Consider the following 23,925-nt stretch of genomic DNA (forward strand, 5'->3'; position numbering starts at 1 on the left):
ACGGCAAACGCCGCCGGCTTTCGGGCCGGCAGCGTCGTCAATTCGGTCACAGATAATCCCGATCCGGGCGGCGCCGGCGGCAATTATTGCTTTGAAAAGACATAGTCCGTTTCCTGCAGCAACACCTCGCCCGGCCACAGCACCGCATTCGGGAAGTTGGCGTGGTTGATGGCGTCCGGCCAGACCTGGGTTTCCAGGCAGAACCCGGCAAAAGCCCCATACCGGCGTCCATCGAGGCCCTCTGCAGGGATCTGCTGCAGCTTGAAGGCGGCATAGAGCTGCACGCCCGGCTCGGTGGTGCGAACTTCCAGCGACACGCCGGAATGGATGCTGCGCGCCAAAGCCACAGATCGCTTGGCCATTCGCTCCGGCGACAGGCAGAAGTTATGATCGAACAGGACCTGGGCATCGCCGTCGAACCGCTTCATCGGCCCCATGTCGCGCAGGTCGAAGGGCGTGCCCGCGACCGCCATCAGTTCGCCGGTCGGCACCTGCTTGTCGTCAAAGACGAGCACGTGGTCGGCGGCGATCATGATGTCGTGATCGAGCGCATCCTCGCGGCCGTCGAGATTGAAATAGGTATGCTGGCAGATATTGGCGAGCGTCGGCTGATCCGTGGTGGATTGGTAGACAACGGAAAGAACGCCGTCACTCTTGAGTTGGTACGTCGCCGTGACCGTGCAGTTTCCCGGATAGCCGGCACGGCCGTCCGGATCGGTGATCCGCAGCACGACCTTGTCCACGGCATGTTCGACAATCGTCCAGTTGCTGCGGCCGATGCCGTCCGAGCCGCCATGGAGGTGGGTCACGCCCCGCTCGTTCAGTTCCAGCTGATATTGCTTCCCATCCAGCGTGAAACGACCACCGCCGATACGATTGGACGAACGGCCGGGCGTCGCGCCGAAATAGGGAGAATGGTTCAGGTAATCGTCAAACTGTTCGAAGCCGAGCACGAGCGGCGGCTGGTGGCCGTCGAGCCTGAGGTCCTGGATCACCGCGCCCCAGGTGATGACGCTCGCAGTGAGCCCGCCGCCGGAGATCCTGACACGATAGACGGTTTCGCCCTTTTCCGTGGTGCCGAAAACTTCGAAATTCTGGTCCGCCATGAGATTGCTCCTCCACCGATATGTTTGCGGCAACCTGCGCGATTTGGCGGCGACCCGCAACGCCGCGGAGAAGAAAAAAGGCTCTATCGCGTGAGCGCACGCGTCGCCTGTTCCAATCCGCCGAGCGTCAGCGGGAACATCCGCTCGGTCATCAGCTGCCGCATGAAGCCGATTGAGGTCGTATGGCTCCAATGGTCCTGCGGCACCGGGTTGAACCAGACGCAGCGATGGAAATGCTCGGTGACGCGCCTTATCCAAGCCTCGCCCGGCTCCTGGTTCCAGTGCTCCACGGAACCGCCCGCATGGGTGATCTCATAGGGGCTCATCGAGGCATCCCCGACGAAGATCACCTTGTAGTCGGCGCCATAGCTGCGGATCAGCTCGAGCGTCGGCGTCCGGTCCGACCGGCGGCCGTTCTCCTTCCACACGCCTTCGTAAAGGCAGTTGTGGAAGTAGAAATGCTCCATATGCTTGAACTCGGCGCGAGCTGCCGAGAACAACTCCTCGACCACCCGGATATGGTCGTCCATCGAGCCGCCGACATCGAAGAACATCAGCAGCTTGACCGCATTGCGCCGTTCCGGCCGGGTCTGAACGTCGAGATAACCGTGTTCGGCGGTGGAGCGTATCGTGCCGGCCAGGTCGAGTTCCTCGACCGCCCCTTCCCGCACCCAGCGGCGCAGCCGCTTCAGCGCCAGCTTGATGTTGCGGGTACCGAGCTCCACCTTGTCGTCGAAATCGGCAAATTCCCGCTTGTCCCACACTTTTACCGCCCGGCGATGGCGGGACTGGTTCTGGCCGATCCGCACCCCTTCCGGATTATAGCCATAAGCGCCGAAAGGTGACGTGCCGCCGGTGCCGATCCATTTCGAGCCGCCCTGATGCCGGCCCTTCTGCTCCTCCAACCGATGGCGCAGCGTCTCCATCAGCTTCTCGAAACCGCCGAGCGACTCGACGAGCTTCTTCTCTTCGTCGGTGAGATGTTTCTCGGTGAGCCTGCGCAGCCATTCTTCGGGGATGCTGGCGACGTCCAGGCCAGGCTCCCCGGAGACCGCCTCGAGCCCGCGGAAATAGGACGAAAAGACCCTGTCGAACTTGTCGATATGCCGCTCGTCCTTCACCAGCGCCATGCGGGCGAGAAAGTAGAAGGCTTCCACGTCGAAATCCGCGATCCCTTCCTCCATGCCTTCGAGAAGGTCGAGGAATTCCCGGAGTGTCACCGGAATCTTCGCTTCCTTGAGGTGAAGGAAGAAGGGAATGAACATCGCGTCGAAACCTATCCGGTACCGATCTTCTCCAGGTCGTAAGGCGTCGTCTGGTAGATCTCGTTGATCCAGTTGCCGAACAGAAGATGTGCATGGCTGCGCCAACGGTTCAAGGGCGTCAGCGTATCGTCGTTATGCGGGAAGTAGTTATGCGGCATCTTGATCGGCACGCCGGCGTTGACGTCCCGGAAATATTCGTCGGCGAGCGAGGTCGAGTCGTATTCCACGTGATTGAACATGTAGAGCCGCTTGCCGGCTTTCTCATGCACCAGGCAGATGCCCATTTCCTCGGATTCCATCAGGATTTCGAGGTCCGGGTGCTTTTCGATATCGGCGCGGCGGACTTCCGTCCAGCGCGACACCGGAACCTGAAAATCGTCCGAAAAGCCGTTGAGATAGATCGAGGACGGCACGAGGTTGCGGTGGCGATAGACGCCGAACGCTTTTTCCTTGAGCTCGTATTTCGGCACGCCATGAAAATGATAGATCGCCGCCATGGCGCCCCAGCAGACATTCATGGTCGAATGCACGTTGGTCGCCGTCCAGTCGAGGATCTGTCTCATCTCGTTCCAATAGGTGACGTCCTCGAAGGAAAGCGTCTCGATCGGTGCGCCGGTGATGATGAAACCGTCGAACTTGCGGTGCTTCACCTCTTCCCAGGTCTCATAGAAGGACAGGAGGTGATCTTCCGACGTGTTCTTGGCCTTGTGGCCACCGACGCGGATCAGGGAGAACTCGACCTGCAGCGGCGAGGCGCCGACGAGGCGCGCCATCTGCAGCTCGGTCTTGATCTTGTTCGGCATGAGATTGAGGAGCCCGATCTGCAGCGGGCGAATGTCCTGCCGCACCGCCATGGTTTCGGTCAGCACCCGCACGCCTTCGGAAACGAGCGTAGTGAATGCGGGCAGCGTATCGGGAATTTTGATCGGCATGTCTCAACCCAACAAAAATAAAACCGGCGGCAAAAAATCGCGACCGGTCCGTGGGAAGACATCTTCTCGCGGCCCTTTAGCGACTTTTTTAACGTGGCTGCAAGCCGGCCGGCCAAATCACCACGAATTCACAATGCTCAAATACGCCTTGCTACAGGCCCCGTCAATGGGAGCAAAATCTTGCCTCTACCGCCCGTCCTTGAGAACGAGCGGAAGAGCGTCCGCCAGCCCGCCGCCAAGCCGGCGCGCCGCCTCGTCCAATCGCATCCAGGAAAAGCGAAAACGGATGGGATCGCCGCCATCGAAGCGATGTTCCTCAATATGAATCCAGGTATCGGCATAATCCCCCATCAGTCGATGCAGGAAATAATGCCGGCGATGGCAGATCTCGCTGCCATCCTTCTGGAAACGGTAATCGTGAACCATGAGCGGATGCAGCGGAACATCGACGACAAGACCTGTCTCTTCGTGAAATTCACGGGCGGCGGCGATATCCGGCGCTTCCCCGAGCTCGATCGTACCGCCCGGCACCTGCAACCACTGATCGGGAAAGTCCGGCTCGTCGAAAACCAGCAACCTATTCTGCCAGACGGCGTAGATCAGCACCTTGAACGCATCGGGCATCATCTTTCCCGCCGCGCCAGGAAGGCCATCCGCTCGAAGAGATGCACGTCCTGCTCGTTCTTGAGGAGAGCGCCATGCAGCTTCGGCAGCGCGGTCTTGACGTCGCCGCGCAGGTCCGACGGGTCGATATCGTCCGAGACCAGCAGCCGGATCCAGTCGAGCGCTTCAGAGGTCGAGGGCTTCTTCTTCAGCCCCGGCATCTCGCGGATCTCGTAGAATTGCGTGAGCGCGTTGCGCACCAGCGCCTGCTTGATGCCGGGATAATGGACCTCGACGATGCGGGCGAGCGTATCCACGTCCGGGAAGCGGATATAGTGGAAGAAACAGCGGCGCAGGAAGGCGTCCGGCAGTTCCTTCTCGTTGTTGGAGGTGATGATGACGATCGGCCGGACCTTGGCGCGGACCATCTCGCCGGTCTCGTAGACATGGAATTCCATGCGGTCGAGTTCCTGCAACAGGTCGTTCGGGAACTCGATATCGGCCTTGTCGATCTCGTCGATCAACAAGACGAGCTTCCTGTCGGAGGCAAAGGCCTGCCACAGCTTGCCGCGGCGGATGTAATTGGCCACGTCGTGGACACGTTCGTCGCCGAGCTGGCTGTCGCGCAGCCGCGAGACGGCGTCGTATTCGTAGAGCCCCTGCTGTGCCTTGGTGGTGGACTTGATGTTCCACTCGATCAGATCGAGCCCGAGGGCGGCGGCCATCTGCCGCGCAAGCTCGGTCTTGCCGGTGCCGGGCTCGCCTTTCACCAGCAGCGGACGTTCGAGCCGGATCGCAGCATTGACCGCCACCATCAGATCCTTGTCGGCAATATAGTCCGCTGTACCCTGAAACTGCATCTCGTGATCCTGATCGGTAAACGCGCCGCAAACTAAAAGCTCACCCGTGACGGCGCAACAGCTTTCCCTTTCCACCGGCTTTGCGCTATGGGCAATGCGCATGACCCATTCGACCTTCACCATTCTGCTCGGCGGCAACTTGCGCGTCACCGACCGCCTGCGGGACACGATCGCCGGCAGCCGCTTTATCGCGGCCGATAACGGCATGCGCCATGCGGCAGCACTCGGCGTGAAGCCGGAACTCTGGGTCGGCGATTTCGATTCCTCCGACGCCGCGCTGATCGCGCAGTTCCCGCACGTCGAGCGGCAGGCCTTTCCGCCAGCCAAGAACGAAACGGACGGTGAGATCGCAACGGCCGAAGCCATCGAACGCGGCGCGACAAGGCTGATCCTTGCCGGCGCGCTCGGCGGCGAGCGCAGCGACCATGCGCTTCAGCATCTCTTTCACGCCATGAGCCTGGCCGAACGCGACCTCGACATCCTGCTGACGTCGGGCGACGAGGAGGCCGTGCCGCTGCTGCCGGGCACAAAGACCCTGGACCTGCCGAAGGGTTCGCTGTTTTCAGTCATCGGTTTTTCCGACCTGGAAGGGCTCGATATCATCGGCGCACGTTATCCGCTCGACAACTTCTCGCTCCCCTTCGGCTCCTCGCGCACCGTCTCGAACGTTGCAGAAGGCCGGGTGGAATTCCATTTGAGGAAAGGCAAGGCCATGATCCTTGCCCGCCCCCACGACTTTACAGGAGCCTGACTGTTGGCGCCCCCAATTCTGAAACTTGACGATATTTTCCTGAGCTTCGGCGGCGCGCCGCTTCTCGCCGGCGCCGGCATGCAGGTAGAGCCGGGCGACCGCATCTGCCTGGTCGGCCGCAACGGTTCCGGCAAGTCGACGCTGATGAAGATCGCCGCCGGGATGGTCGAGCCCCAGTCGGGCGAGGTGTTCCGCCATCCCTCCTCGACCATCCGCTATCTCGAACAGGCGCCGGATTTCGCCGATTATTCGACGGTGCAGGCCTATGCCGAAGCGGGCCTCGGCCCGGGCGACGATCCTTATCGCGTCACCTATCTGCTCGAACATCTGGGCCTCACCGGCCAGGAACACCCGAACACGCTCTCCGGCGGCGAGGCCCGACGCGCAGCACTTGCCCGCGTCATGGCGCCCGAACCCGACATCCTGATGCTGGACGAGCCGACCAACCATCTCGACCTGCCGACCATCGAATGGCTGGAAGACGAGCTGCGCAAGACGAGAAGCGCGCTGGTGGTGATCTCGCATGACCGTCGTTTCCTCGAAAAGGTCTCGAATGCCACGGTCTGGCTCGATCGCGGCACGTCGCGACGCCTGAACCGCGGTTTCGGCGAGTTCGAAGCGTGGCGCGACGAAGTGCTGGAGGCGGAAGAGCTGGAACAGCACAAGCTCGGCAAGGCGATCGAGCGCGAGGAACACTGGCTGCGTTATGGCGTGACCGCGCGCCGCAAGCGCAACATGCGCCGCCTCGGTGAGCTGCAGACGATGCGCGGCAATTACCGCGGCCATAAAGGACCGCAGGGCACGGTGCAGGCGAGCGTCAGCGAAGGCCGTGAATCCGGCAAGCTTGTCATCGAGGCCGAGAACATCACCAAGAGCTACGACCGGCCGATCGTCGCGCCGTTCTCGATCCGCGTGCATCGCGGCGACTGCATCGGTCTCGTCGGCCCGAACGGTGCCGGCAAGACGACGCTTCTGAAGATGCTGACCGGCCAGCTGACGCCCGACACCGGCACCGTCAAGCTCGGCACCAACCTGGAAATCGCCACGCTCGACCAGAAGCGCGAGGACCTGGACCCCGAGGACACGCTGTCCCACCATCTGACGGATGGACGCGGCGAGACGCTGCTGGTCAACGGCGAACAGCGGCATGTCGCAGGCTACATGAAGGACTTCCTGTTCCAGCCGGAGCAGATCAGGACACCGATCAGGAACCTTTCCGGCGGCGAGCGCGCCCGGCTGATGCTCGCCCGCATCATGGCCCGGCCGTCCAACCTCCTGATATTGGACGAACCGACCAACGACCTCGACATCGAGACGCTGGACCTGCTGCAGGAAATCGTCGCCGGCTATACCGGCACCGTCATCCTCGTCAGCCACGACCGTGACTTCCTCGACCGCACCGTGACCTCGACCATCGCCCCCGCCAATCCGGACGCACCGGACGGCCGCTGGATCGAATATGCCGGCGGCTACACGGATATGCTGGCGCAGCGGAAGGGCGCGCTGGAGGAAAGGCGCCGCACGGAAAAAGCTGACAGGGCAAAAACCGATACTGCAGCATCGGTTTCCGGCATCCCGAAGGGCAAAGGCAAGCTTTCCTTCAAGCAGAAATTCGCGCTCGAGAACCTGCCGAAGGAAATGGCAAAAGCCGAGGCCGAGATCGCCGCCCGCGAGAAGAAAATGGCCGATCCCAACCTCTTCACCAAGGATCCCGCCGCCTTCAACAAGCTGGCTGCGGAGATGGAAAAGCTGCGCCAAAGCATCAGCAAAATGGAAGAAGAATGGCTGGAGCTCGAAATGCTGCGTGAGGAAATTGAAGGCTGATTTGCAATTTGTTAAGCTTAACAGATAGTTAGCTAAAAAAATATTTGTCGCGGAGCGGAACATATGATGTCCCGGGGCGTTCTGGGGTGTGAGTAGTGGTCGAAATGTCCCGGGGACGGATCGGCCTGCCCGGAACCGATCAACCGAATGGGGACATCCAATGCTGACAAATGTTACGCGTCGTCGGCTGGCCACTGAGGCGATGAATCAAAGAGTTATGATTGTCGAAGACGAGTTTCTGATCGCGCTCGATGTAGCCGAGACGATCGAAGCCATGGGCCTGAAAGTCGCCGGTTTTGCCAATGCCCGCAAACACGCCCTGGCGCTCGCCGCCTATGCCGATATTGCCCTGGTCGATGTCAATCTTTCGGACGGCCGGACTGGTCCAGAGATCGGGCGCGAGCTTGCCGAGCAATATGGCATCACCGTCGTCTTCATGACGGGTAATCCGGACGATGTGGAAGCCGGCGTCCAAGGCTCGCTCGGCGTTCTCACCAAACCGGTCATGCCCGATGTGGTCGAGAAGACTATCGACTACGCCGTTGCCAACCGGCTGGGCGGCATGGCGATCGTTCCGCGTGAACTGAAAGTGTTTCCGCAGAACCACTGAGCAATGAACCACTGAGTCATGTTGCTCCTGCCGAATGCGCCTTGAGCCGGCCGCAGACCGCCTCTTGCCAGCCATTCGCCTCGCCGCTAAATCTGATCCTGCTCTAACGGGGTGCCGCGCGTTTTCGTGCGGCTGAGAGGCCTTTGGCTAACCCGCGGAACCTGATCCGGTTAACACCGGCGGAGGGATTAGACGGCTCTTCATCAGCGCCTATTCCCCTTTGTCACCACAACGAGGAGACGCTGATGCGCAGCACCATTCTTTCGATATTCGCGGCCGCTGCCGCCTTTTCCCTTTCCGCGCCGGCCGAAGCGCAGGAAAAGACGTTGACCGTCTACACCTACGAGAGCTTCATCTCCGATTGGGGGCCGGGTCCCAAGGTGAAAGAGGCGTTCGAAAAGGCCTGCGCCTGCAAGCTCAATTTCGTCGGCGTCGCAGACGGCGTGGCGCTTCTGACCCGCCTGAAATTGGAGGGCAAAGGCACCGACGCCGATATCGCGCTCGGCCTCGATACCAACCTGATCTCCGAGGCGAAGGCGACCGGCCTGTTCGAGCCGCACGGGCTCGACGCCGCCGCGGCCAAGGTCCCCGGCAATTACAGCGACGACACGTTCATCCCCTACGACTACGGCCATTTCGCCGTCGTCTATGACACGCAGGCAATGAAGAACCCACCCAGAAGCCTCAACGAACTGGTGGACGGCGATCCCGCGCAGAAGATCGCCATTGAGGACCCGCGCACCTCGACACCCGGCCTCGGCCTGCTGCTCTGGGTGAAATCGGTTTATGGCGACCAGGCACCGGAGGCCTGGGCGAAGCTCAGGAAACGCGTGCTGACCGTCACGCCCGGCTGGTCGGAGGCCTATGGCCTGTTCACCAAGGGCGAAGTGCCGATGGTATTTTCCTACACGACCTCGCCCGCCTATCACATGGTCGAGGAGAAGACGGACCGCTATCAGGCCGCCGCGTTCTCCGAAGGCCACTACATCCAGATCGAGGTCGCCGGCATGCTGAAGGGGGCGAAGGAAAAGGACCTGGCGAAACAGTTCCTGAAATTCATGGTCTCGCCGGCCTTCCAGGACGTCATCCCGACCACCAACTGGATGATGCCGGCCGCCAAGACCTCCCAGCCGCTCCCCGACGCATTCAACAAGCTGGTGCAGCCGGCCAAGACGTTCCTGATGGGGTCGGACCAGGTGGCCAAGAACCGGCAGGCCTGGATCGACGAGTGGCTGACCGCCATGAGCATGAACTGATCCCATGCTGACGCGGGCGGAGCGGAGACGCGGGATTGGCTGGGGGCTGCTGAGCCTTGTCGGAATCGCCTTCTTCGTCGGCATCGCAGTCGCCGCCCTTCTCTCCTGGGACGCCGGCAACACCCAAAGCCGACTGTTCACCGCCTATACCTGGCGGATCCTGCGCTTCACCCTGCTGCAGGCGGTTCTTTCGACGCTGCTGTCGGTCGCCTTTGCCCTTCCCGTCGCACTTGCGCTCGCACGCCGCCCGCGCTTTCCGGGCCGTGTATGGGTCATTCGGCTGATGGCATTGCCGATGGGCCTGCCGGTGCTGATCGGCGCGCTCGGCCTGATCGGCATCTGGGGGCGGCAGGGGGTGATGAATAGCCTACTATTGAATCTTGGCCTCGAGCAACCGGTTAGCATTTATGGGTTTTCCGGCATATTGCTGGCACATGTGTTCTTCAACCTGCCGCTCGCCGCGAGACTGCTGCTTGCCGCGCTGGAGCGCCTGCCGGCGGAATATTGGCTGCTCTCCTCCAGCCTCGGGATGAAACCCTTCTCCGTTTTCCGCTTCATCGAGTGGCCTGCGGCCCGCCGCGTCATCCCCGGCATTGCCGGCCTGATCTTCATGCTGTGCGCCACGAGTTTCACGCTCGTCCTGGTGCTCGGCGGCGGGCCGGCCGCGACCACGCTCGAAGTGGCGATCTACCAGTCGCTGCGTTTCGATTTCGACCCTCCGCGCGCCATAGCGCTGTCGCTGCTGCAGATCGGCATGACGGCGTTGATCCTGATTGTGATTTCGCTTTTTCCGGCCCCTGACGACGCTGGCATCACGGCCGGCCGGGCGACCCGCCGGTTCGATGGCCGGACGTTGCCCGCGCGGCTTTGGGATGTGCTGGCGATCCTGCTTGCCACGATATTCCTGATCCTGCCGCTCGCCTCGATCGTCGGCGCTGGCGTCCAGGCCAATCTCTGGAGCCTCGTCAACAGCCCCGCCTTCCTGCGCGCCACCTGGACCAGTCTCATGATCGCGCTTTCCGCCGGCCTGCTGGCCGTTCTGACCTCCCTGGCTATCATTGCCGGGCGCGGAGCAATCTCAGACATGAAGACGCCTGGCGGAACGGCCAAGGCGTTTTCCGTGTCCTTGGGTGGGATGTCCTCGCTGGTGCTGCTCGTGCCGCCGGTCGTGCTGGGGACCGGCTGGTTCCTGATGCTGCGCCCGTTCGGCGATGTGGCGCACTTCGCCCCGGCGCTGGTGGCGATCATCAACATGCTGATGGCGCTTCCCTTTGTGATGCGCGTTTTGGCCCCGGCCGTGGAAACGCACCGCAAGCGGACAGGCAGGCTGTCGGCAAGCCTCGGCCTTTCCGGCTTTTCACGGGCATGGAGGATCGATCTGCCGGTTCTGGCAAGGCCGCTGCTGACGGCGCTGTCCTTCGCCATGGCGCTGTCGCTGGGCGATCTCGGCGCGGTGGCACTGTTCGGCTCCAGCGATCTCACCACCCTTCCCTGGCTTGTCTATAGCCGGCTATCCAGCTATCGGACCAACGATGCGGACGGACTGGCGCTCATCCTCGGCATCATCTGCCTGGCTTTGACGATGATCGGCACTGCCGGCCGAAGGGAAACAAACCATGGCTGACGGCATCGCGCTCAACAAGGTTGAACTGAAGCTCGGCATCAGGGAATTCCGCTTCGACTGTGCTTTGCCGGCCGGTGCCGTGACGGCGATTACCGGCCCATCCGGCTCCGGCAAATCGACCTTCCTCAACCTCGTTGCCGGCTTCGAGACGCCGGACCGCGGCCGTATCCTGATCGCGGGCGGCGATGTGACGGAAAAACATCCCTCCGAGCGTCCCGTATCGCTGGTCTTTCAGGACAACAATCTCTTCGCCCATCTGGACCTCGCCACCAATATCGGCCTCGGCATCAGCCCCTCGCTGAAATTGTCAGGCAGTGATCGGGCCGCCATATCGCAGGCGCTGGAGCGCGTGGGCTTGAGCGGCTTTGAGAAACGGATGCCGGGGACGCTTTCTGGTGGCGAAAGGCAGCGGGCCGCGTTCGCCCGGGCTCTGGTGCGCAAAAAACCGGTTCTGCTGATGGACGAGCCGTTCGCGGCCCTCGACCCCGGGCTCAGGCTTTCGATGGCCAGCCTGCTCATCGACCTGCATCGCGAGACGGGCAATACGGTACTGGTCGTGACCCATGATCCGGATGAGGTCGGCCGGCTGGCTGACCATGCGATCTTCATCGACCACGGCCATATCCTGTTGCAGGCGCCGGCCGAGGAATTCCTCGCCCGGCGCGATATTCCGGCACTTGCCGAATTTCTTGCCGGCTGATCAGGCAGCCTTTCCGCGGAACCAGACGCCGGAGCGGATGGCGAGGAACAGGATCCCACCATAGGCGACCAGACCAGCTGCCAGCGCAAAGAACAGACCGTTGAGCGATCCGGTAAATTCCAGCGCCAGCCAGCCCCCGAGACCTGCAATGGCGAGTCTCAGAAAACCACAGGCAAGCGGCCAGAGTAGCTGGCCCGCGCCTTGAGAGGCGAAATAGAGCGCCAACCCGCCGCCGAAGAAACCATAAACTGGCCCGACGATCTGCAGATAGGCGACTCCCGCATCGATCGCTCCATGCTCCTCGCTGAACAGCGAAATCCACGCGACGGGGAAGATCGCCGCGATCAGGCCAATCACTTCGGTGATGACGAAGGCAATGGCGGCGCCGGTGAAGGCGATGCGCATTGCGCGATCTTTCTGGCCGGCGCCCATGTTGGTGCCAACAAGCGCCACCATCGGCGCACCGATGCCGAAGATCACGGGGATCAGCAGATATTCGAGCCTCGCGCCGGTACCGAAACCGGCCACCGCCGAGACGCCCGCCTTTGTCGCCACCAGAGCCGTGGCAATGCCGATGGTCACATTGGTGAGAACGGAATTGATCGCCGCGGCAGCGCCGAGGCGGACGATATCCCGGAACATCGCCCAGCGAAGCGGTCCGACGCCGAAGCGCACGAGATTGCGGCCGGAGAGGATGTACCAGGCAAGCACCGCGGTGCTGCCGAAACTGTAGAGCACCAGAGCCAGACCGCCGCCAGCGATGCCGAGCCCCTGGAACGGACCGAAGCCGAAAATGAGAAGCGGCGATACGGGCACGAGGAGTGCGGCACCGACACAGGTAACCAGCGCCGGGAACAGCATATTGCCCGTGCCGCGCACCACGCTCGCCAGGCCGTTCATCAGCCAGACGAAGATCATGCCGCCGAACACCACGTTGGAATAGACGAGCGCAGCCTCGAGTTCCGCGCCTTCGCCGCCGAGCGCCCGATAGATCGGCCGGCCATAGGCGAGCATGATCGCCGAAAACAACAGCCCGATCGCGACATTGACGACGACGGCATGCCAGGCAAGCAGATCGGCATCGTCACGCCGGCCGCCACCGAGCGCGCGGGCGATTGCCGAGGAAATAGCTCCGCCGAAACCGCCGGCAGACATCATCTGCATCAGCATCACGGCCGGAAAGACCAGGGCCATGCCCGCCAGCGCCGCGGTACCCATATGCGAAATCCACCAGGTTTCGATAAGGCCTGTCGATGCCTGGGCGAGCATGATCAGGATATTTGGCCATGCGAGCCGGATCAGCATCGGCAGGATCGGATCTTGCAGCAGCTGCCGGGTCCGCGGATTGATCGGTGCCGCGTCCGCGTCTTCGAAAGGAGACGCCGCCTCGACGGCTTCGGTGGTTACGGCACTCATCGATCGGCCTCTCTATGCTGCATTGGCTCGTTCATGGACGGATAGCGGCGGCGGATGCGCTCGCTTGCCGCTGGGCCGGCCGCGTTGGTGAAGACCGGATCGCTCAGCGGCCGGCCGCTGCGGCGGTCGATCATCATTGGGTCGGCATGCTCGCCGGTCTCCCTGTTGACGATCACCACGCTTTCCCCTTCCGGCGCGAAATGCTGATTGCCGAAGGCAAGCAGCGCCTGCACCACAGGCTTGAAGTCGCGACCGCGCTGCGTGAGGTGGTATTCGTCCCGCGGCGGCCGCTCGGAATAGCGCCGGCGTTCCATCAGCCCGGATTCGACAAGCGAGTTCAACCGGCTGGTCAGGATATTCGGGGCGATATCGAGGTTACGCTGGAATTCGTCGAAACGTGTCGCACCTCCCAATGCATCGCGCAGGATCAGGAAGCTCCAGACCTCGCCGACATGTTTGAGACTGCGCAACACCGGGCAGCCGGTGTCGAGGGGACCTGTCCGTTTCATGGGTTCTTCTCCGGCAAGACGCTGCCTTGTGGCACAGGTAACTTGCAATTTGCAAGTTACTATTTGCGTAATCACGTTTGGCGACGGGGACGGCCGGACCGTTATGGAACTCGCCACAATTTGGACGTGCCGCGATGGCATCGCGGAAAAGGTAGCGGGGATTTTCATTGCAAACGCACCAGCAAGACATATTTCAACAAGAGCATCTGTGCATTCGACACGAAAATCGCTAAGCGACATAGAGAAGGAGCCGGCTTGGATCGAGAGGACCTCTGCCAAGCCGGATGGCGGACCTTGGGAATGATGGTGCGGAAGACGAGGACGATGAGGCGCGACACAGCGATCCCGGCTGTCTGGACGATTGTCCGTGCCCTGCCCGGTCGGCGGGCCTTGGGCGCCTTGCTGTTCAGCGGTGCGATCCTTTCCGGCTGCCAGTCGCTCTTCGACCAGGCCTATACGCCGAATGTTTCTCCCTCCGAATCGCCGCAGATCGTCGACGAGGTACAGAAGAACGATCCGCGGGCGCAGATGGGCGCGCGCGAGCATCCGCGCATCGTTGCGAGCTACGGCGGCGAATATCGCGACGCCAAGACCGAACGACTGGTCGCCCGCATCGCCGGCGCCCTGACGGCCGTTTCGGAAAATCCCAACCAGTCCTTCCGCATCACCATCCTGAATTCGCCGGCGATCAACGCCTTCGCGCTACCGGGCGGTTATCTTTACGTGACGCGCGGCCTCCTGGCGCTCGCCAATGACGCATCGGAAGTCGCAGCAGTGCTCTCCCACGAGATGGGCCACGTCACCGCCAACCACGGCATCGAACGCCAGCGCCGCGAAGAGGCGGAAGTGATCGCAAGCCGCGTCGTTGCCGAAGTCCTTTCCAGCGATCTAGCCGGCAAGCAGGCGCTCGCCCGCGGCAAGCTTCGCCTGGCGGCATTTTCGCGCCAGCAGGAACTGCAGGCCGACGTGATCGGCGTGCGGATGCTCGGCGAAGCGGGCTACGACCCGTATGCGGCGGCGCGTTTCCTCGATTCGATGGCGGCCTATGCCCGTTATTCGGCAGTCGATCCGGACAGCGACCAGAGCCTCGACTTCCTGTCGAGCCACCCGAACTCCACCCAGCGCGTCGATCTTGCCCGCCGCCATGCCCGCAATTTCGGCCAGGAAGGCACCGTCGGCGACAAGGGCCGTGATTATTACATCGCCGGCATCGATGGGCTGCTCTATGGCGACAGCCCGCAGGAGGGTTATGTCCGCGGCCAGACTTTCCTGCATGGCGGCCTCGGCATCCGTTTCGACGTGCCGCCGGACTTCCGGATCGACAACAAGGTGGAAGCGGTGCTGGCGACCGGCCCCGGCGAAACGGCGATCCGCTTTGACGGCGTTGCCGCGGGCGATAACGACAATCTGCCGAACTATCTGACGAGCGGCTGGGTCGCGGGCCTGCAGCCGGAGACGGTGCGGGAGATCCAGGTGAATGGCATGCCTGCGGCAACCGCAAGGGCTTCAGCCGAACGCTGGGATTTCGATGTGACCGTCATCCGCGTCGACAATCAGATCTTCCGCTTCCTGACGGCAGTGCCGAAGGGCAGTCCGGCGCTCGATACGACTGCCGAGATCCTCCGTTCGACCTTCCGCCGGATGACGCCTCCGGAAATCGCGACGCTGAAGCCGCTGCGGGTACGCATCGTCACGGCGACCAAGGACGACACCATCGCATCGCTGTCGGCGCGTGTAATGGGAACGGATCGCAAGCTCGATCTTTTCAAGATGATCAACGCATTGCCGGCCGGGGCAACGATCTCCCCGGGCCAGAAGTTCAAGATCATTTCCGAATGAGATCGGGGGGCCGCCTCAGCAGGCGGCCGCAGCCATCTGCGGATTGGCCGACACCAGCGCCGACTTGAGCTTTTCGATCGCCCGGCTTTCGATCTGGCGCACACGTTCCTTTGAAATGCCGAGTTCGGCGCCCAGCGCTTCGAGCGTCGCGCCATCGTCCGTCAGGCGGCGAGCGCGAATAATCTTCTTTTCCCGGTCGTTGAGCTTGGTGAGCGCGCCCTGCAGCCATTTCAGCCGCCGTTCGCCGTCGATCATCCCGGAAACCTGCTCATCCGGTAGCGGCTCGGCGCTGGCCAGCATGTCGAGCCGTTCGCCACTATCCGCATCGCCGGCGATCGACGGCGCCTGCAGCGAGGAATCGTTGCCGGAAAGGCGGGCATCCATGGTCTGGACATCGGAGACGCTGACGCCGAGTGCCACTGCGATCTCCTCGTGAATTGCCCGGGCGGTGAGATTGGAATCGCCGCGGGCGAGCTTGGCACGCAGCCGGCGAAGGTTGAAGAACAGCGCTTTCTGCGCGGAACTGGTGCCGCCCCGCACGATCGACCAGTTTCGAAGGATGTAATCCTGCATCGAGGCTCGGATCCACCAGCTGGCATAAGTGGAAAAACGCACGTCGCGGGCCGGTTCAAACCTTGCCGCCGCCTCGAGCAGCCCTACATAGCCCTCTTGTACGAGATCGCTCATCGGCAAACCGAAGCCACGGAACTTCGAGGCCATGGCGATCACCAGACGCATATGCGCAAGGGCAATCTGGTTTCGGGCATCCTGGTCCTGATCGTCCTTCCAGCGGACCGCCAGATCGCGCTCCTCCTCGCGGGCGAGATATGGAGCGGACATTGCTATCTTGATCATCGTGCGGTCTGCGGACATGGCTGTCATGGTGTTCTCCGTGAACGGTCTGATCCGACAAAAACAGCGAGGCACAAACCAGGGACACCGTGCACGCGACAAGCCCGAACGATGATGGAATGAATATCCTGCCGCTTTTGCTCCCCTCGTCTTATGTTCCGCGGGGGATTCACAACCGGCTCAAGAGACCGATCTTCCGCCCCGCACTTAGCTGTCCCGAACGCAAACCGACGCACATCAGTTCGCCGTTCCGGCGGGTTAACGCGGAGGCGGGGAAAAAGTTCCAATAAAAAACCCGGCTCGAAGGCCGGGTTTTTGGGAGAACTATGGATGGATGATCAGGCCGCTTCTTCCTGCGCCTCATCTTCCTCTACGTTCTTGCCGCGCTTGGGACCCTTGGCGAGATTGACCTCGACAAGACGGACGGCTTCGGTTTCGGACATCTTGTTCACGGCAGCGATTTCACGAGCCATGCGGTCGAGAGCGGCTTCGTAAAGCTGACGCTCGGAATAGGATTGTTCCGGTTGGTTGTCGGCGCGATAGAGGTCACGAACCACTTCCGCGATCGAGATCAGATCGCCGGAATTGATCTTTGCATCATATTCCTGGGCGCGGCGCGACCACATGGTGCGCTTCACGCGGGCCTTGCCTTGAACAACCTTGAGAGCGCGTTCGACAAAATCCGTTTCGGACAGCTTGCGCATGCCGATGCTGACGGCCTTTGCGACTGGCACCTTGAGGCGCATCTTGTCCTTTTCGAAATCGATTACGAAAAGCTCAAGCTTCATGCCGGCAACTTCCTGCTCTTCAATCGCAGAGATAGTGCCTACACCATGAGCGGGGTATACGATCGATTCACCAGTCTTGAAGCCCTGGCGTGCGGGAGAAGTCTTTTTCTGCTGAGTCGTCATTCGTTTCACAAACTCCCTGTTACTCACCCATTGCCGGGTCGGGGGAACCGGGTCTGTCAGGCCCGGATGAGACGGGGGAAACCGTCGGGTCACTCCATACTGGTCCGACCAACGCGAGCGAAAAAACACCCATCGGGGTACTGCGACCGACAACATTCAAGCGTTGCAATGTCACGGAAACCGCGCTTTGGGTGGTCTGTTGCTTTCGTGATGTTTTTTGGGCACGCACGTGCCGCCTTGTGGAACAGTTCTTATTGTCTACCACAAAAAAGTGCGGAAATCAATAATTTGCTTTTGCAGGTGCACAGAGCACTATAGCCGCGCTCTGCCCAACAAAAAGGCAAAGTGATTCGAAACTGCTTCCGAGCCATTCCGTCGCGGCAAATCTCAATCGCCCTTGCCGGGTTCGGCGGAGAAATACTGCTCGTACTTGTTGGTGACGCCGTCCATCTCCTTGGCCTCGGGCAGCGCATCGCGCTTGACCGTGATGTTGGGCCAGATCTGAGCGAACTCGGTGTTTATCTTGAGCCATTTGTCGAGGCCTGGTTCCGTGTCCGGCTTGATCGCCTCGGCGGGACATTCCGGTTCGCAGACGCCGCAGTCGATGCACTCGTCGGGATGGATGACGAGGAAGTTTTCGCCTTCATAAAAGCAGTCGACCGGGCAGACCTCGACGCAGTCGGTGTATTTGCAGCGGATACAATTGTCGGTCACGACATACGTCATGCGGCACTCCAGGACTATCGCGGATCAGCGGCACGTCGACGGATGGGAAGCGCCGGCACACCGGAAAGCCGGGAGAGGCGAAAACCCAACTGCAAAAATGACAGGAGGTAGGCGATCCGGCTTTTCGACAGTCAGGTAAAGCCTTTGGCTTGGCTTAGCAAGGATATCCGTGCTGAAAACCTGAGCGCAGCGGGTCGTTTTTTCTAATCTAGGTCCGCGTCGATACCCGGAAACAGCCGATCGGTGTCGCGCCGCTCCTTCTTGGTCGGCCGGCCGCTTCCCTGCGCGCGTTGCGCCTGTTCGAACAGCGTCAGCCTCTTGGCTTCTTCGGGAGGCGGACTGAGATCTTCGTAGAGCAGCCGGGCCTCTTCGAAAGGTCCTCGCCTTTCCCCGCCGGCCTTGACCACCAGCACGAGATCGCGACGCTCGAGCTTGAGGTCGATACGGTCCCCCGGCTTCACCTGGGAGCTGGGTTGGGACACCAGGTCTCCATTCACCCGCACGTGGTTCGAGCGGATGAGATCCTGGGCGATCGACCGTGACTTCGCCATGCGGGCAAAAAACAGCCACTTGTCGATGCGCTGGCGCGAACCGGATTGTGGCTGTTTTTCCGTCATGGGCCTTACTTCTTCATCTGCTCCTTGAGAGCTGCAAGCTTTGCAAAGGGCGAATCCGGATCGATCGGCTTCTCCTTGCGGGGCGGCTTGGCCTCGAAGCGCGCAGGCTGCGACCCTTTGCCGCGGTCGTTGCGGTCCGGACGCGGGCCACCTTCGTGGCGCTCCCCGCGGTTGGGGCGATCGCCCCCGCGGTTGTTGGTATTGTTGTTATCTGGCCGGCGGTTGTTGTCGCGGTTCGGCTTGCCGCCGTCCTTGCGTTCGCCACCGTTGCGCTCGCCACCACGTTCCCCGGCCGGGCGCGCATCACGCCGCTCGCCACCACCGTCGCGACGCTCATCACGACGGCCCTGGGCCGGCTGGCCGGCTTCGCCACCGGCATTGCTGCGCTGGCCGCCATGGCCACGGCGATCGCCATGCTGAGGGCGTCCGCCGCGCTGGTTGTTTTCACGGCCGCCGCCCGGACGCCACAGCAGGACCGGCTTCGGCTCTCCAGTCTCGGCAGCCTTTGCCTCGTCCGTGACGTCTTCAGCCGCAGCCTGCTCAGCCGGAGCTTCTTCCGAAGCAACCGGTTCTGCAGTAGCCGTCTCAGCCGGCGCAGCATCAGCCACGGCCTCTGCCGGGGCGGTTTCAGGCGCGGCCTCGGTCGAAGGGGTTTCTGCCGTTGTCTCGGCCGAAGCGTCGCTCGCATCGGCGTCATCGCCGTCGGAGGCTTCCGGCGCGTCTCCTGCCGACGCGGCTGCAGGAACAGCGCTCACGGAACCTGCATCCTGGCCCGCCAGGAATGCCTGCGCTTCTTCCGGCTTCACGGCGTCGGCACGATATCCGAGGCCCTTGAGGATTTCTTCCATATCGTCCGGCGTCGCGCCGAGAATGGAGAGCATTGCGGTCGTGGCCGTGAAGCGGCGGCCGTCATATGCCCCTTCCGGACGCGGCGTCGAGCCCGGCTTCCACTGCAGAAGCGGACGGATGAGATCGGCAAGCCGTTCCAGGATGTCGATCCGCACGGCACGCTTGCCGAGGAAGCGGAAACCCGCAAGCTTGTAGAACATCCGTTCGAACGTCGGATCGGCGACCACCGAAGTGCGCCCTGCGGCAAGCGCCGGGATGAGATCGCCGTAACCGGGCTTGTCGAGGCCGTCGTTCTTCAGCGCCCAGAGGAGCGTGATGAGCTCCGCCGGTGCGGGCTTCAGAAGCATCGGCATGAAGACGTGATAGGCGCCGAAACGGATGCCGTAGCGACGCATCGAGGCGCGCGCATCCTGATCGAGCGACTTCACGTCGTCCGCGACGTCACGCCTGAACAGCACGCCGAGACTTTCGACGAGCTGGAAGGCGAGCCCCTTGGCGAGGCCCTGCAGGTCTTCGGCGCGCGACAGATCGTCGAGCGGCTTCAGAACCGTGGCGATGTGATGGTTGACGAAGCGCTCGAGGCGGGCGAGCACATGTTCGCGGGCATTGCCGGTCAGCTGCTCGTCGGAGAGCAGGATGACGCGCGGCCGCATGACATGCTCGGTCGGCGCAAGACGGGCGATGGGCTCGCCGAGCCAGCGAACGGACCCGTCGGAGCCGACCGCCAGATCGCTGTTGCCGGAGGCATAAAGCCTCGCGGCCCGCGCCTCGAATTCGAGCGCCAGCGCTTTCTGAGCGGCACCCTGCACCGCCTTGGCGTCGGGCCCCTCGGTTCCCGAAACGGGCGTAAACCGGAAACCGGCCAATTGCCCGACGTGATGTCCCTCTACAAAGACATCGCCATTCACACTGATTTCAGCTTCCAGCATCGCATTCTCTCTCAGGCGCTTCATGAGCACAGATGTCCTGCGATCAACAAAGCGTTTCGTCAACCTTTCATGTAGCGCGTCCGATAACCTATCCTCTATTTCCCGTGTCTTTTCTTGCCAGTGTGTCGGATCGGCAAGCCAACCAGGGCGATTAGAGACGTAGGTCCAGGTCCGGATCTGCGCTATGCGGGCCGACAATGTGTCGATTTCACCATCGGTGCGGTCGGCGCGGCGGACCTGTTCCGCCATGAATTCTTCATTCACCGTCCCGAAGCGTACAAGATCGGAAAAAAGAGTCGAAATAAGGTCGGCGTGCTGCGCCGGCGCAATTCGTCGATAGTCCGGTAACGCGCAGGCCTCCCAGAGCTTCTCGACCCGCTGGGGAGTCGTCGCGATGTCCTTGATTTCGGGATAACGCGAAAGATAATCAAAGGCTTGGCTGTCGGTCGCTGGGAGCGCCCGTGTTAATCCTTGCAGCGTCGGAGAGGCATCGAGGCTTTCCCGCAGAGCCTTGAGCGACGAAAAATCGAGGGCCTTCGACCGCCATTGCAGCACTTTGACATGATCGAAGTGGTGGCTTTCGATTCGCTCGACCAATTCGTCCTCGAAAGGCGCGACCTGCCCCGTCACGCCGAACGTCCCATCCCTCACATGCCGCCCGGCGCGGCCGGCGATCTGCGCCAGTTCTGCCGGATTGAGGCTGCGGAACTGATAACCGTCGAATTTCCGGTCCTGGGCGAACGCGACGTGATCGACATCGAGATTGAGCCCCATGCCGATCGCATCCGTGGCAACGAGATATTCGACGTCGCCGGACTGGTAGAGACCGACCTGCGCATTGCGGGTACGCGGGCTGAGTGCGCCGAGCACCACCGCCGCGCCGCCGCGCTGGCGGCGGATAAGCTCGGCGATCGCATAGACCTCGTCGGCTGAAAACGCCACGATCGCCGACCGCTGCGGCAGGCGGGTGATCTTCTTCTGCCCGGAATAGAAGAGCTGCGAGAGCCTCGGCCGCTCGACGACGGTTATCCCCGGCAACAGCCTTTCGAGGATCGGCCGCATGGTCGCCGCCCCCAGAAGCAGCGTTTCGTCGCGGCCGCGCAGATGCAGGATACGGTCGGTAAAGATATGGCCGCGCTCGAGATCTCCCGCGAGCTGCACCTCGTCGATTGCGACGAACGAGGCTTTCGTCTCGCGCGGCATGGCCTCGACGGTGCAGACGGAAAAGCGGGCGTTGGGCGGCGTGATCTTTTCCTCGCCGGTGATAAGCGCCACCTGCGAGGCACCGACCTTCTCGACAAGGCGCGTATAGACCTCGCGCGCCAGCAGCCGGAGCGGCAGGCCGATCACACCGGTGCCATGCGCCACCATGCGCTCGATGGCATAATGGGTCTTGCCGGTATTGGTGGGTCCGAGGACGGCGGTGACGCCGCGCCCGCTGAGCATCATGGGCTGGAAATTCAATGCCTGGTTCCGCGCATCACATACGGCTTGGGTCTCGCGCCTTCGCCCAAAACTCAAAGCCACGCAACACATGGCGATCTAGTCAGGCAAACGCAAGCCTGAAGAATAGTTTTGCGGCCGAAGAGTGATCGCTGAAGGCCGCAAATCAACGCTCGGCGATTCGAATTTTAAACGTAAAGGAACAGACGCGAACGAATCGGAGACGAATCGCAGACTCAAGAAGATTCAGCTTTTGTTCACCGCTATATATTGATGCGACTCCGGATTTCCCCACGACATCGTGAATCTGCATCAAAATTAGATGCATACAACCGCGTGACTCATCCCGAAGCTGCGCTTTCACGAAGAATCGTAAGAGTCAATTCATTGATATGGTTAATGTTTCATCAACCGATTCAGGCTGTTCCGCCCTCCTTCAAGCACGAAATTAAGATTCAGGCCAAAGGCGGAACGAATCGCCGACGAATCACAGACATCTCTATCTTCGCTATTTGTTCTCACAAGATATGGTAGGTGTCATCATGAGAGACCCGCAAGAAAATCGTCGCGGTAAAGACTTCGGAAGCGAATGCGTTCAGGTGCCATTAACATTGGCTAACGCAGTTTAACCACACGTGAGAGCACACGTTTGCAAGCCGATGGAACAAAAATCACGGCGCTACGTTTCCTCGCCAAATCCATACTGGATTGTCTAGCGGAGTAGAAAATCATGCTCGGAACCGTGTTGCTCGTCATCCTCATCCTGCTACTCATTGGCGCGTTGCCGAATTGGGGCTATAGCCGAGGCTGGGGCTATGGTCCGTCGGGGGGATTGGGCCTTGTCGTGCTTATCATCATTATCCTGCTGCTGATGGGCAGGATTTAAAAGCGGCGTAGCCGTGTGTACCAAAGGGAAGGGAAACTGACATGATGAAGAAGATTCTGATTGCGGGCTGCATGATCGGCACGCTCGCCTCCTGTACTGCAACTGAACGCGGCACCGCAATCGGCGCCGGCACGGGTGCGGTTATCGGTGGCGCCGTGACGAATAGCTGGGGTGGCGCGGCGGTTGGCGCAGTTGCAGGCGGCCTTGTCGGCGCTGCGATCGGCCAGTCCTCTGAACGCCGCGGCTACTGCATCTATCGCGACCGTTACGGCCGTCGTTACGAGGCCCGTTGCCGCTAATCGCGAGCAACAATCCAGTCCCTCAGGACCGGCGCCCGAGCAATCGGCGCCGGTTTTGTTTTGCCTGAGAGGCCATCGGCATTAACCCTTGGCCAAAGCCGGAACGAATCGCCGACGAATCGGCGACATCACCCGTTTCGCGGTTTGTTCACCGCAAGATATCGTGCAAAAACAATTTGTTAACCATAGAGATCGACCGTTTCGGCGCACCACCATGCGCCGAAACCCGCTCAAAGGTTAATGGCGGAAATCAGCTCGCGAAGAACTGGCCGCCATTCGCCGTCAGCGTCGAACCGGTGATGAAGCCGGCATCGTCGGAGGCGAGGAATACGACGCAACGGGCAATCTCTTCCGGTTCGCCGAGGCGCCCGACCGGGATCAGCGGAATGATCCGCTCGTTCAGCACCTTTTCCGGCACCGCCCGCACCATTTCGGTAGCGATGTAGCCAGGGCAGATGGCGTTGACGGTGATGTTCTTTGAAGCGCCTTCCTGGGCCAGCGCCTTGGTGAAGCCGAGATCGCCGGCCTTGGCCGCCGAATAGTTCACCTGACCCATCTGGCCCTTCTGGCCGTTGATCGACGAGATGTTGACGACCCGGCCGAACCCGCGGTCACGCATGCCGTTCCAGATGGGATGCGTCATGTTGAAAAGGCCGGTCAGGTTGGTGCCGACCACCTCGTTCCACTGCTCAGGCGTCATCTTGTGGAACATGCCATCACGGGTGATGCCCGCATTGTTGACGAGCACCTCGATCGGGCCGAGCTCGGCCTCCACTTTTGCTATCCCGTCGACGCAGGCCTGATAGCTGGAGACATCCCACTTGAAGACCGGAATGCCGGTCTCGTCGTGGAAGGCTTTCGCCTTTTCCTCATTGCCCGCAAAATTTGCCGCGACGCGATAACCTGCCGCCTTCAACGCGACGGAGATGGCTGCCCCGATCCCACGCGTTCCTCCCGAAACCAATGCAACCCTGCTCATGCGGTCTTCCCCTTTTGAGTTGTGATCCGGTCCTTCTATGTGACTGGATACTTACCTAGTTGGACATGCTTTCGTCGGGGAGATAGGCCCGCCGCGAAGTTTTGCAACGCCGGCGGGATTATCCACAATCATCCTATCG

The 23,925-nt window shown here is 61.5% G+C and carries 22 protein-coding genes and 2 riboswitches; of the genes, 9 read left to right on the top strand and 13 right to left on the bottom strand.

Translation table 11 applies throughout. The features are described from left to right. Positions 1 to 83 precede the first annotated feature (83 nt). The 5 genes from C5J24_RS29820 to C5J24_RS29840 all read right to left on the bottom strand — a co-directional run bounded on the left by C5J24_RS29820 (position 84) and on the right by C5J24_RS29840 (position 4,766). Positions 84 to 1,106, bottom strand: coding sequence for an aldose epimerase family protein (locus C5J24_RS29820; protein ID WP_105423237.1), 1,023 nt, complete (start codon positions 1,104 to 1,106; stop codon positions 84 to 86). Between the two features lie 83 nt (positions 1,107 to 1,189). Further along, entirely contained in the window at positions 1,190 to 2,371 is a 1,182-nt protein-coding gene (locus C5J24_RS29825) for a VWA domain-containing protein (protein ID WP_105423239.1), read from the bottom strand. An 11-nt stretch (positions 2,372 to 2,382) separates the two neighbouring features. Beyond that, complete coding sequence (metA, locus tag C5J24_RS29830) at positions 2,383 to 3,303, bottom strand: homoserine O-succinyltransferase (RefSeq protein ID WP_105423241.1); 921 nt, start codon at positions 3,301 to 3,303, stop codon at positions 2,383 to 2,385. 56 nt (positions 3,304 to 3,359) lie between these two features. Beyond that, positions 3,360 to 3,437: riboswitch (SAM riboswitch) on the bottom strand. 52 nt (positions 3,438 to 3,489) lie between these two features. Beyond that, positions 3,490 to 3,930 (bottom strand): NUDIX domain-containing protein, encoded by a 441-nt coding sequence (locus C5J24_RS29835; protein ID WP_105423244.1) that lies wholly within the window; start codon positions 3,928 to 3,930, stop codon positions 3,490 to 3,492. Next, entirely contained in the window at positions 3,927 to 4,766 is an 840-nt protein-coding gene (locus tag C5J24_RS29840) for a MoxR family ATPase (protein ID WP_105423246.1), read from the bottom strand. The genes C5J24_RS29835 and C5J24_RS29840 overlap by 4 nt, the downstream gene beginning before the upstream one ends. Positions 4,767 to 4,860: 94 nt before the next feature. On the opposite strand from C5J24_RS29840, the gene C5J24_RS29845 reads away from it, so the two are divergent. The 6 genes from C5J24_RS29845 to C5J24_RS29870 all read left to right on the top strand — a co-directional run bounded on the left by C5J24_RS29845 (position 4,861) and on the right by C5J24_RS29870 (position 11,531). Further along, entirely contained in the window at positions 4,861 to 5,517 is a 657-nt protein-coding gene (locus C5J24_RS29845; RefSeq protein ID WP_205836989.1) for a thiamine diphosphokinase, read from the top strand. Between the two features lie 3 nt (positions 5,518 to 5,520). Then, on the top strand, positions 5,521 to 7,341 hold the full coding sequence (locus C5J24_RS29850) for an ABC-F family ATP-binding cassette domain-containing protein (RefSeq protein WP_105423250.1): 1,821 nt from the start codon (positions 5,521 to 5,523) through the stop codon (positions 7,339 to 7,341). A 160-nt stretch (positions 7,342 to 7,501) separates the two neighbouring features. Then, positions 7,502 to 7,951, top strand: coding sequence for a response regulator (locus C5J24_RS29855; RefSeq protein WP_105423252.1), 450 nt, complete (start codon positions 7,502 to 7,504; stop codon positions 7,949 to 7,951). Positions 7,952 to 8,048: 97 nt separating this feature from the next. Next, a riboswitch (TPP riboswitch) is annotated at positions 8,049 to 8,156 on the top strand. Between the two features lie 40 nt (positions 8,157 to 8,196). Then, the gene (thiB, locus tag C5J24_RS29860; protein WP_105423253.1) at positions 8,197 to 9,207 is read left to right on the top strand and encodes a thiamine ABC transporter substrate binding subunit; all 1,011 of its coding nucleotides are present in this window, start codon (positions 8,197 to 8,199) and stop codon (positions 9,205 to 9,207) included. Between the two features lie 4 nt (positions 9,208 to 9,211). Then, positions 9,212 to 10,831: a thiamine/thiamine pyrophosphate ABC transporter permease ThiP gene (thiP, locus tag C5J24_RS29865; protein ID WP_105423255.1), complete on the top strand. Its 1,620-nt coding sequence runs from the start codon at positions 9,212 to 9,214 to the stop codon at positions 10,829 to 10,831. Then, entirely contained in the window at positions 10,824 to 11,531 is a 708-nt protein-coding gene (locus tag C5J24_RS29870; protein ID WP_105423257.1) for an ATP-binding cassette domain-containing protein, read from the top strand. Before thiP ends, C5J24_RS29870 begins: the two co-directional genes overlap by 8 nt. Here the strand turns inward: C5J24_RS29870 and C5J24_RS29875 are convergent, their stop codons facing one another. Then, positions 11,532 to 12,947, bottom strand: a complete 1,416-nt coding sequence (locus C5J24_RS29875) for an MATE family efflux transporter (protein ID WP_105423258.1) — start codon at positions 12,945 to 12,947, stop codon at positions 11,532 to 11,534. Next, a complete protein-coding gene (locus C5J24_RS29880) occupies positions 12,944 to 13,456 on the bottom strand; it encodes a helix-turn-helix domain-containing protein (protein WP_105423260.1) in 513 nt (170 codons plus the stop codon). The genes C5J24_RS29875 and C5J24_RS29880 overlap by 4 nt, the downstream gene beginning before the upstream one ends. A gap of 324 nt (positions 13,457 to 13,780) precedes the next feature. Here C5J24_RS29880 and C5J24_RS29885 point away from each other — a divergent pair, with 324 nt between their 5' ends. Continuing rightward, a complete protein-coding gene (locus C5J24_RS29885) occupies positions 13,781 to 15,295 on the top strand; it encodes a M48 family metalloprotease (protein ID WP_105423262.1) in 1,515 nt (504 codons plus the stop codon). 15 nt (positions 15,296 to 15,310) lie between these two features. On the opposite strand, the gene C5J24_RS29890 is transcribed toward C5J24_RS29885, so the two are convergent. From C5J24_RS29890 to C5J24_RS29910, 5 genes are all read right to left on the bottom strand, one after another. Beyond that, a complete protein-coding gene (locus C5J24_RS29890) occupies positions 15,311 to 16,177 on the bottom strand; it encodes an RNA polymerase factor sigma-32 (protein WP_037081362.1) in 867 nt (288 codons plus the stop codon). A 308-nt stretch (positions 16,178 to 16,485) separates the two neighbouring features. Further along, a complete protein-coding gene (locus C5J24_RS29895) occupies positions 16,486 to 17,058 on the bottom strand; it encodes a CarD family transcriptional regulator (protein ID WP_046605164.1) in 573 nt (190 codons plus the stop codon). Between the two features lie 387 nt (positions 17,059 to 17,445). Further along, a complete protein-coding gene (gene fdxA / locus C5J24_RS29900) occupies positions 17,446 to 17,784 on the bottom strand; it encodes a ferredoxin FdxA (RefSeq protein WP_046637350.1) in 339 nt (112 codons plus the stop codon). Between the two features lie 203 nt (positions 17,785 to 17,987). Then, the gene (locus tag C5J24_RS29905; protein WP_105423264.1) at positions 17,988 to 18,401 is read right to left on the bottom strand and encodes an RNA-binding S4 domain-containing protein; all 414 of its coding nucleotides are present in this window, start codon (positions 18,399 to 18,401) and stop codon (positions 17,988 to 17,990) included. A gap of 5 nt (positions 18,402 to 18,406) precedes the next feature. Then, on the bottom strand, positions 18,407 to 21,628 hold the full coding sequence (locus C5J24_RS29910) for a helicase-related protein (protein ID WP_245446855.1): 3,222 nt from the start codon (positions 21,626 to 21,628) through the stop codon (positions 18,407 to 18,409). A gap of 724 nt (positions 21,629 to 22,352) precedes the next feature. Between C5J24_RS29910 and C5J24_RS29915 the strand changes: the two genes are divergently transcribed. Further along, positions 22,353 to 22,508: a DUF3309 family protein gene (locus tag C5J24_RS29915; RefSeq protein WP_007775119.1), complete on the top strand. Its 156-nt coding sequence runs from the start codon at positions 22,353 to 22,355 to the stop codon at positions 22,506 to 22,508. Positions 22,509 to 22,549: 41 nt separating this feature from the next. Beyond that, the gene (locus C5J24_RS29920) at positions 22,550 to 22,807 is read left to right on the top strand and encodes a YMGG-like glycine zipper-containing protein (RefSeq protein ID WP_037081355.1); all 258 of its coding nucleotides are present in this window, start codon (positions 22,550 to 22,552) and stop codon (positions 22,805 to 22,807) included. Positions 22,808 to 23,057: 250 nt separating this feature from the next. On the opposite strand, the gene C5J24_RS29925 is transcribed toward C5J24_RS29920, so the two are convergent. Next, positions 23,058 to 23,786, bottom strand: coding sequence for a beta-ketoacyl-ACP reductase (locus C5J24_RS29925; protein ID WP_105403824.1), 729 nt, complete (start codon positions 23,784 to 23,786; stop codon positions 23,058 to 23,060). Positions 23,787 to 23,925 lie beyond the last annotated feature (139 nt).

The sequence above is a fragment of the Neorhizobium sp. T25_27 genome (assembly GCF_002968565.1).
GTDB lineage: Bacteria > Pseudomonadota > Alphaproteobacteria > Rhizobiales > Rhizobiaceae > Neorhizobium > Neorhizobium tomejilense.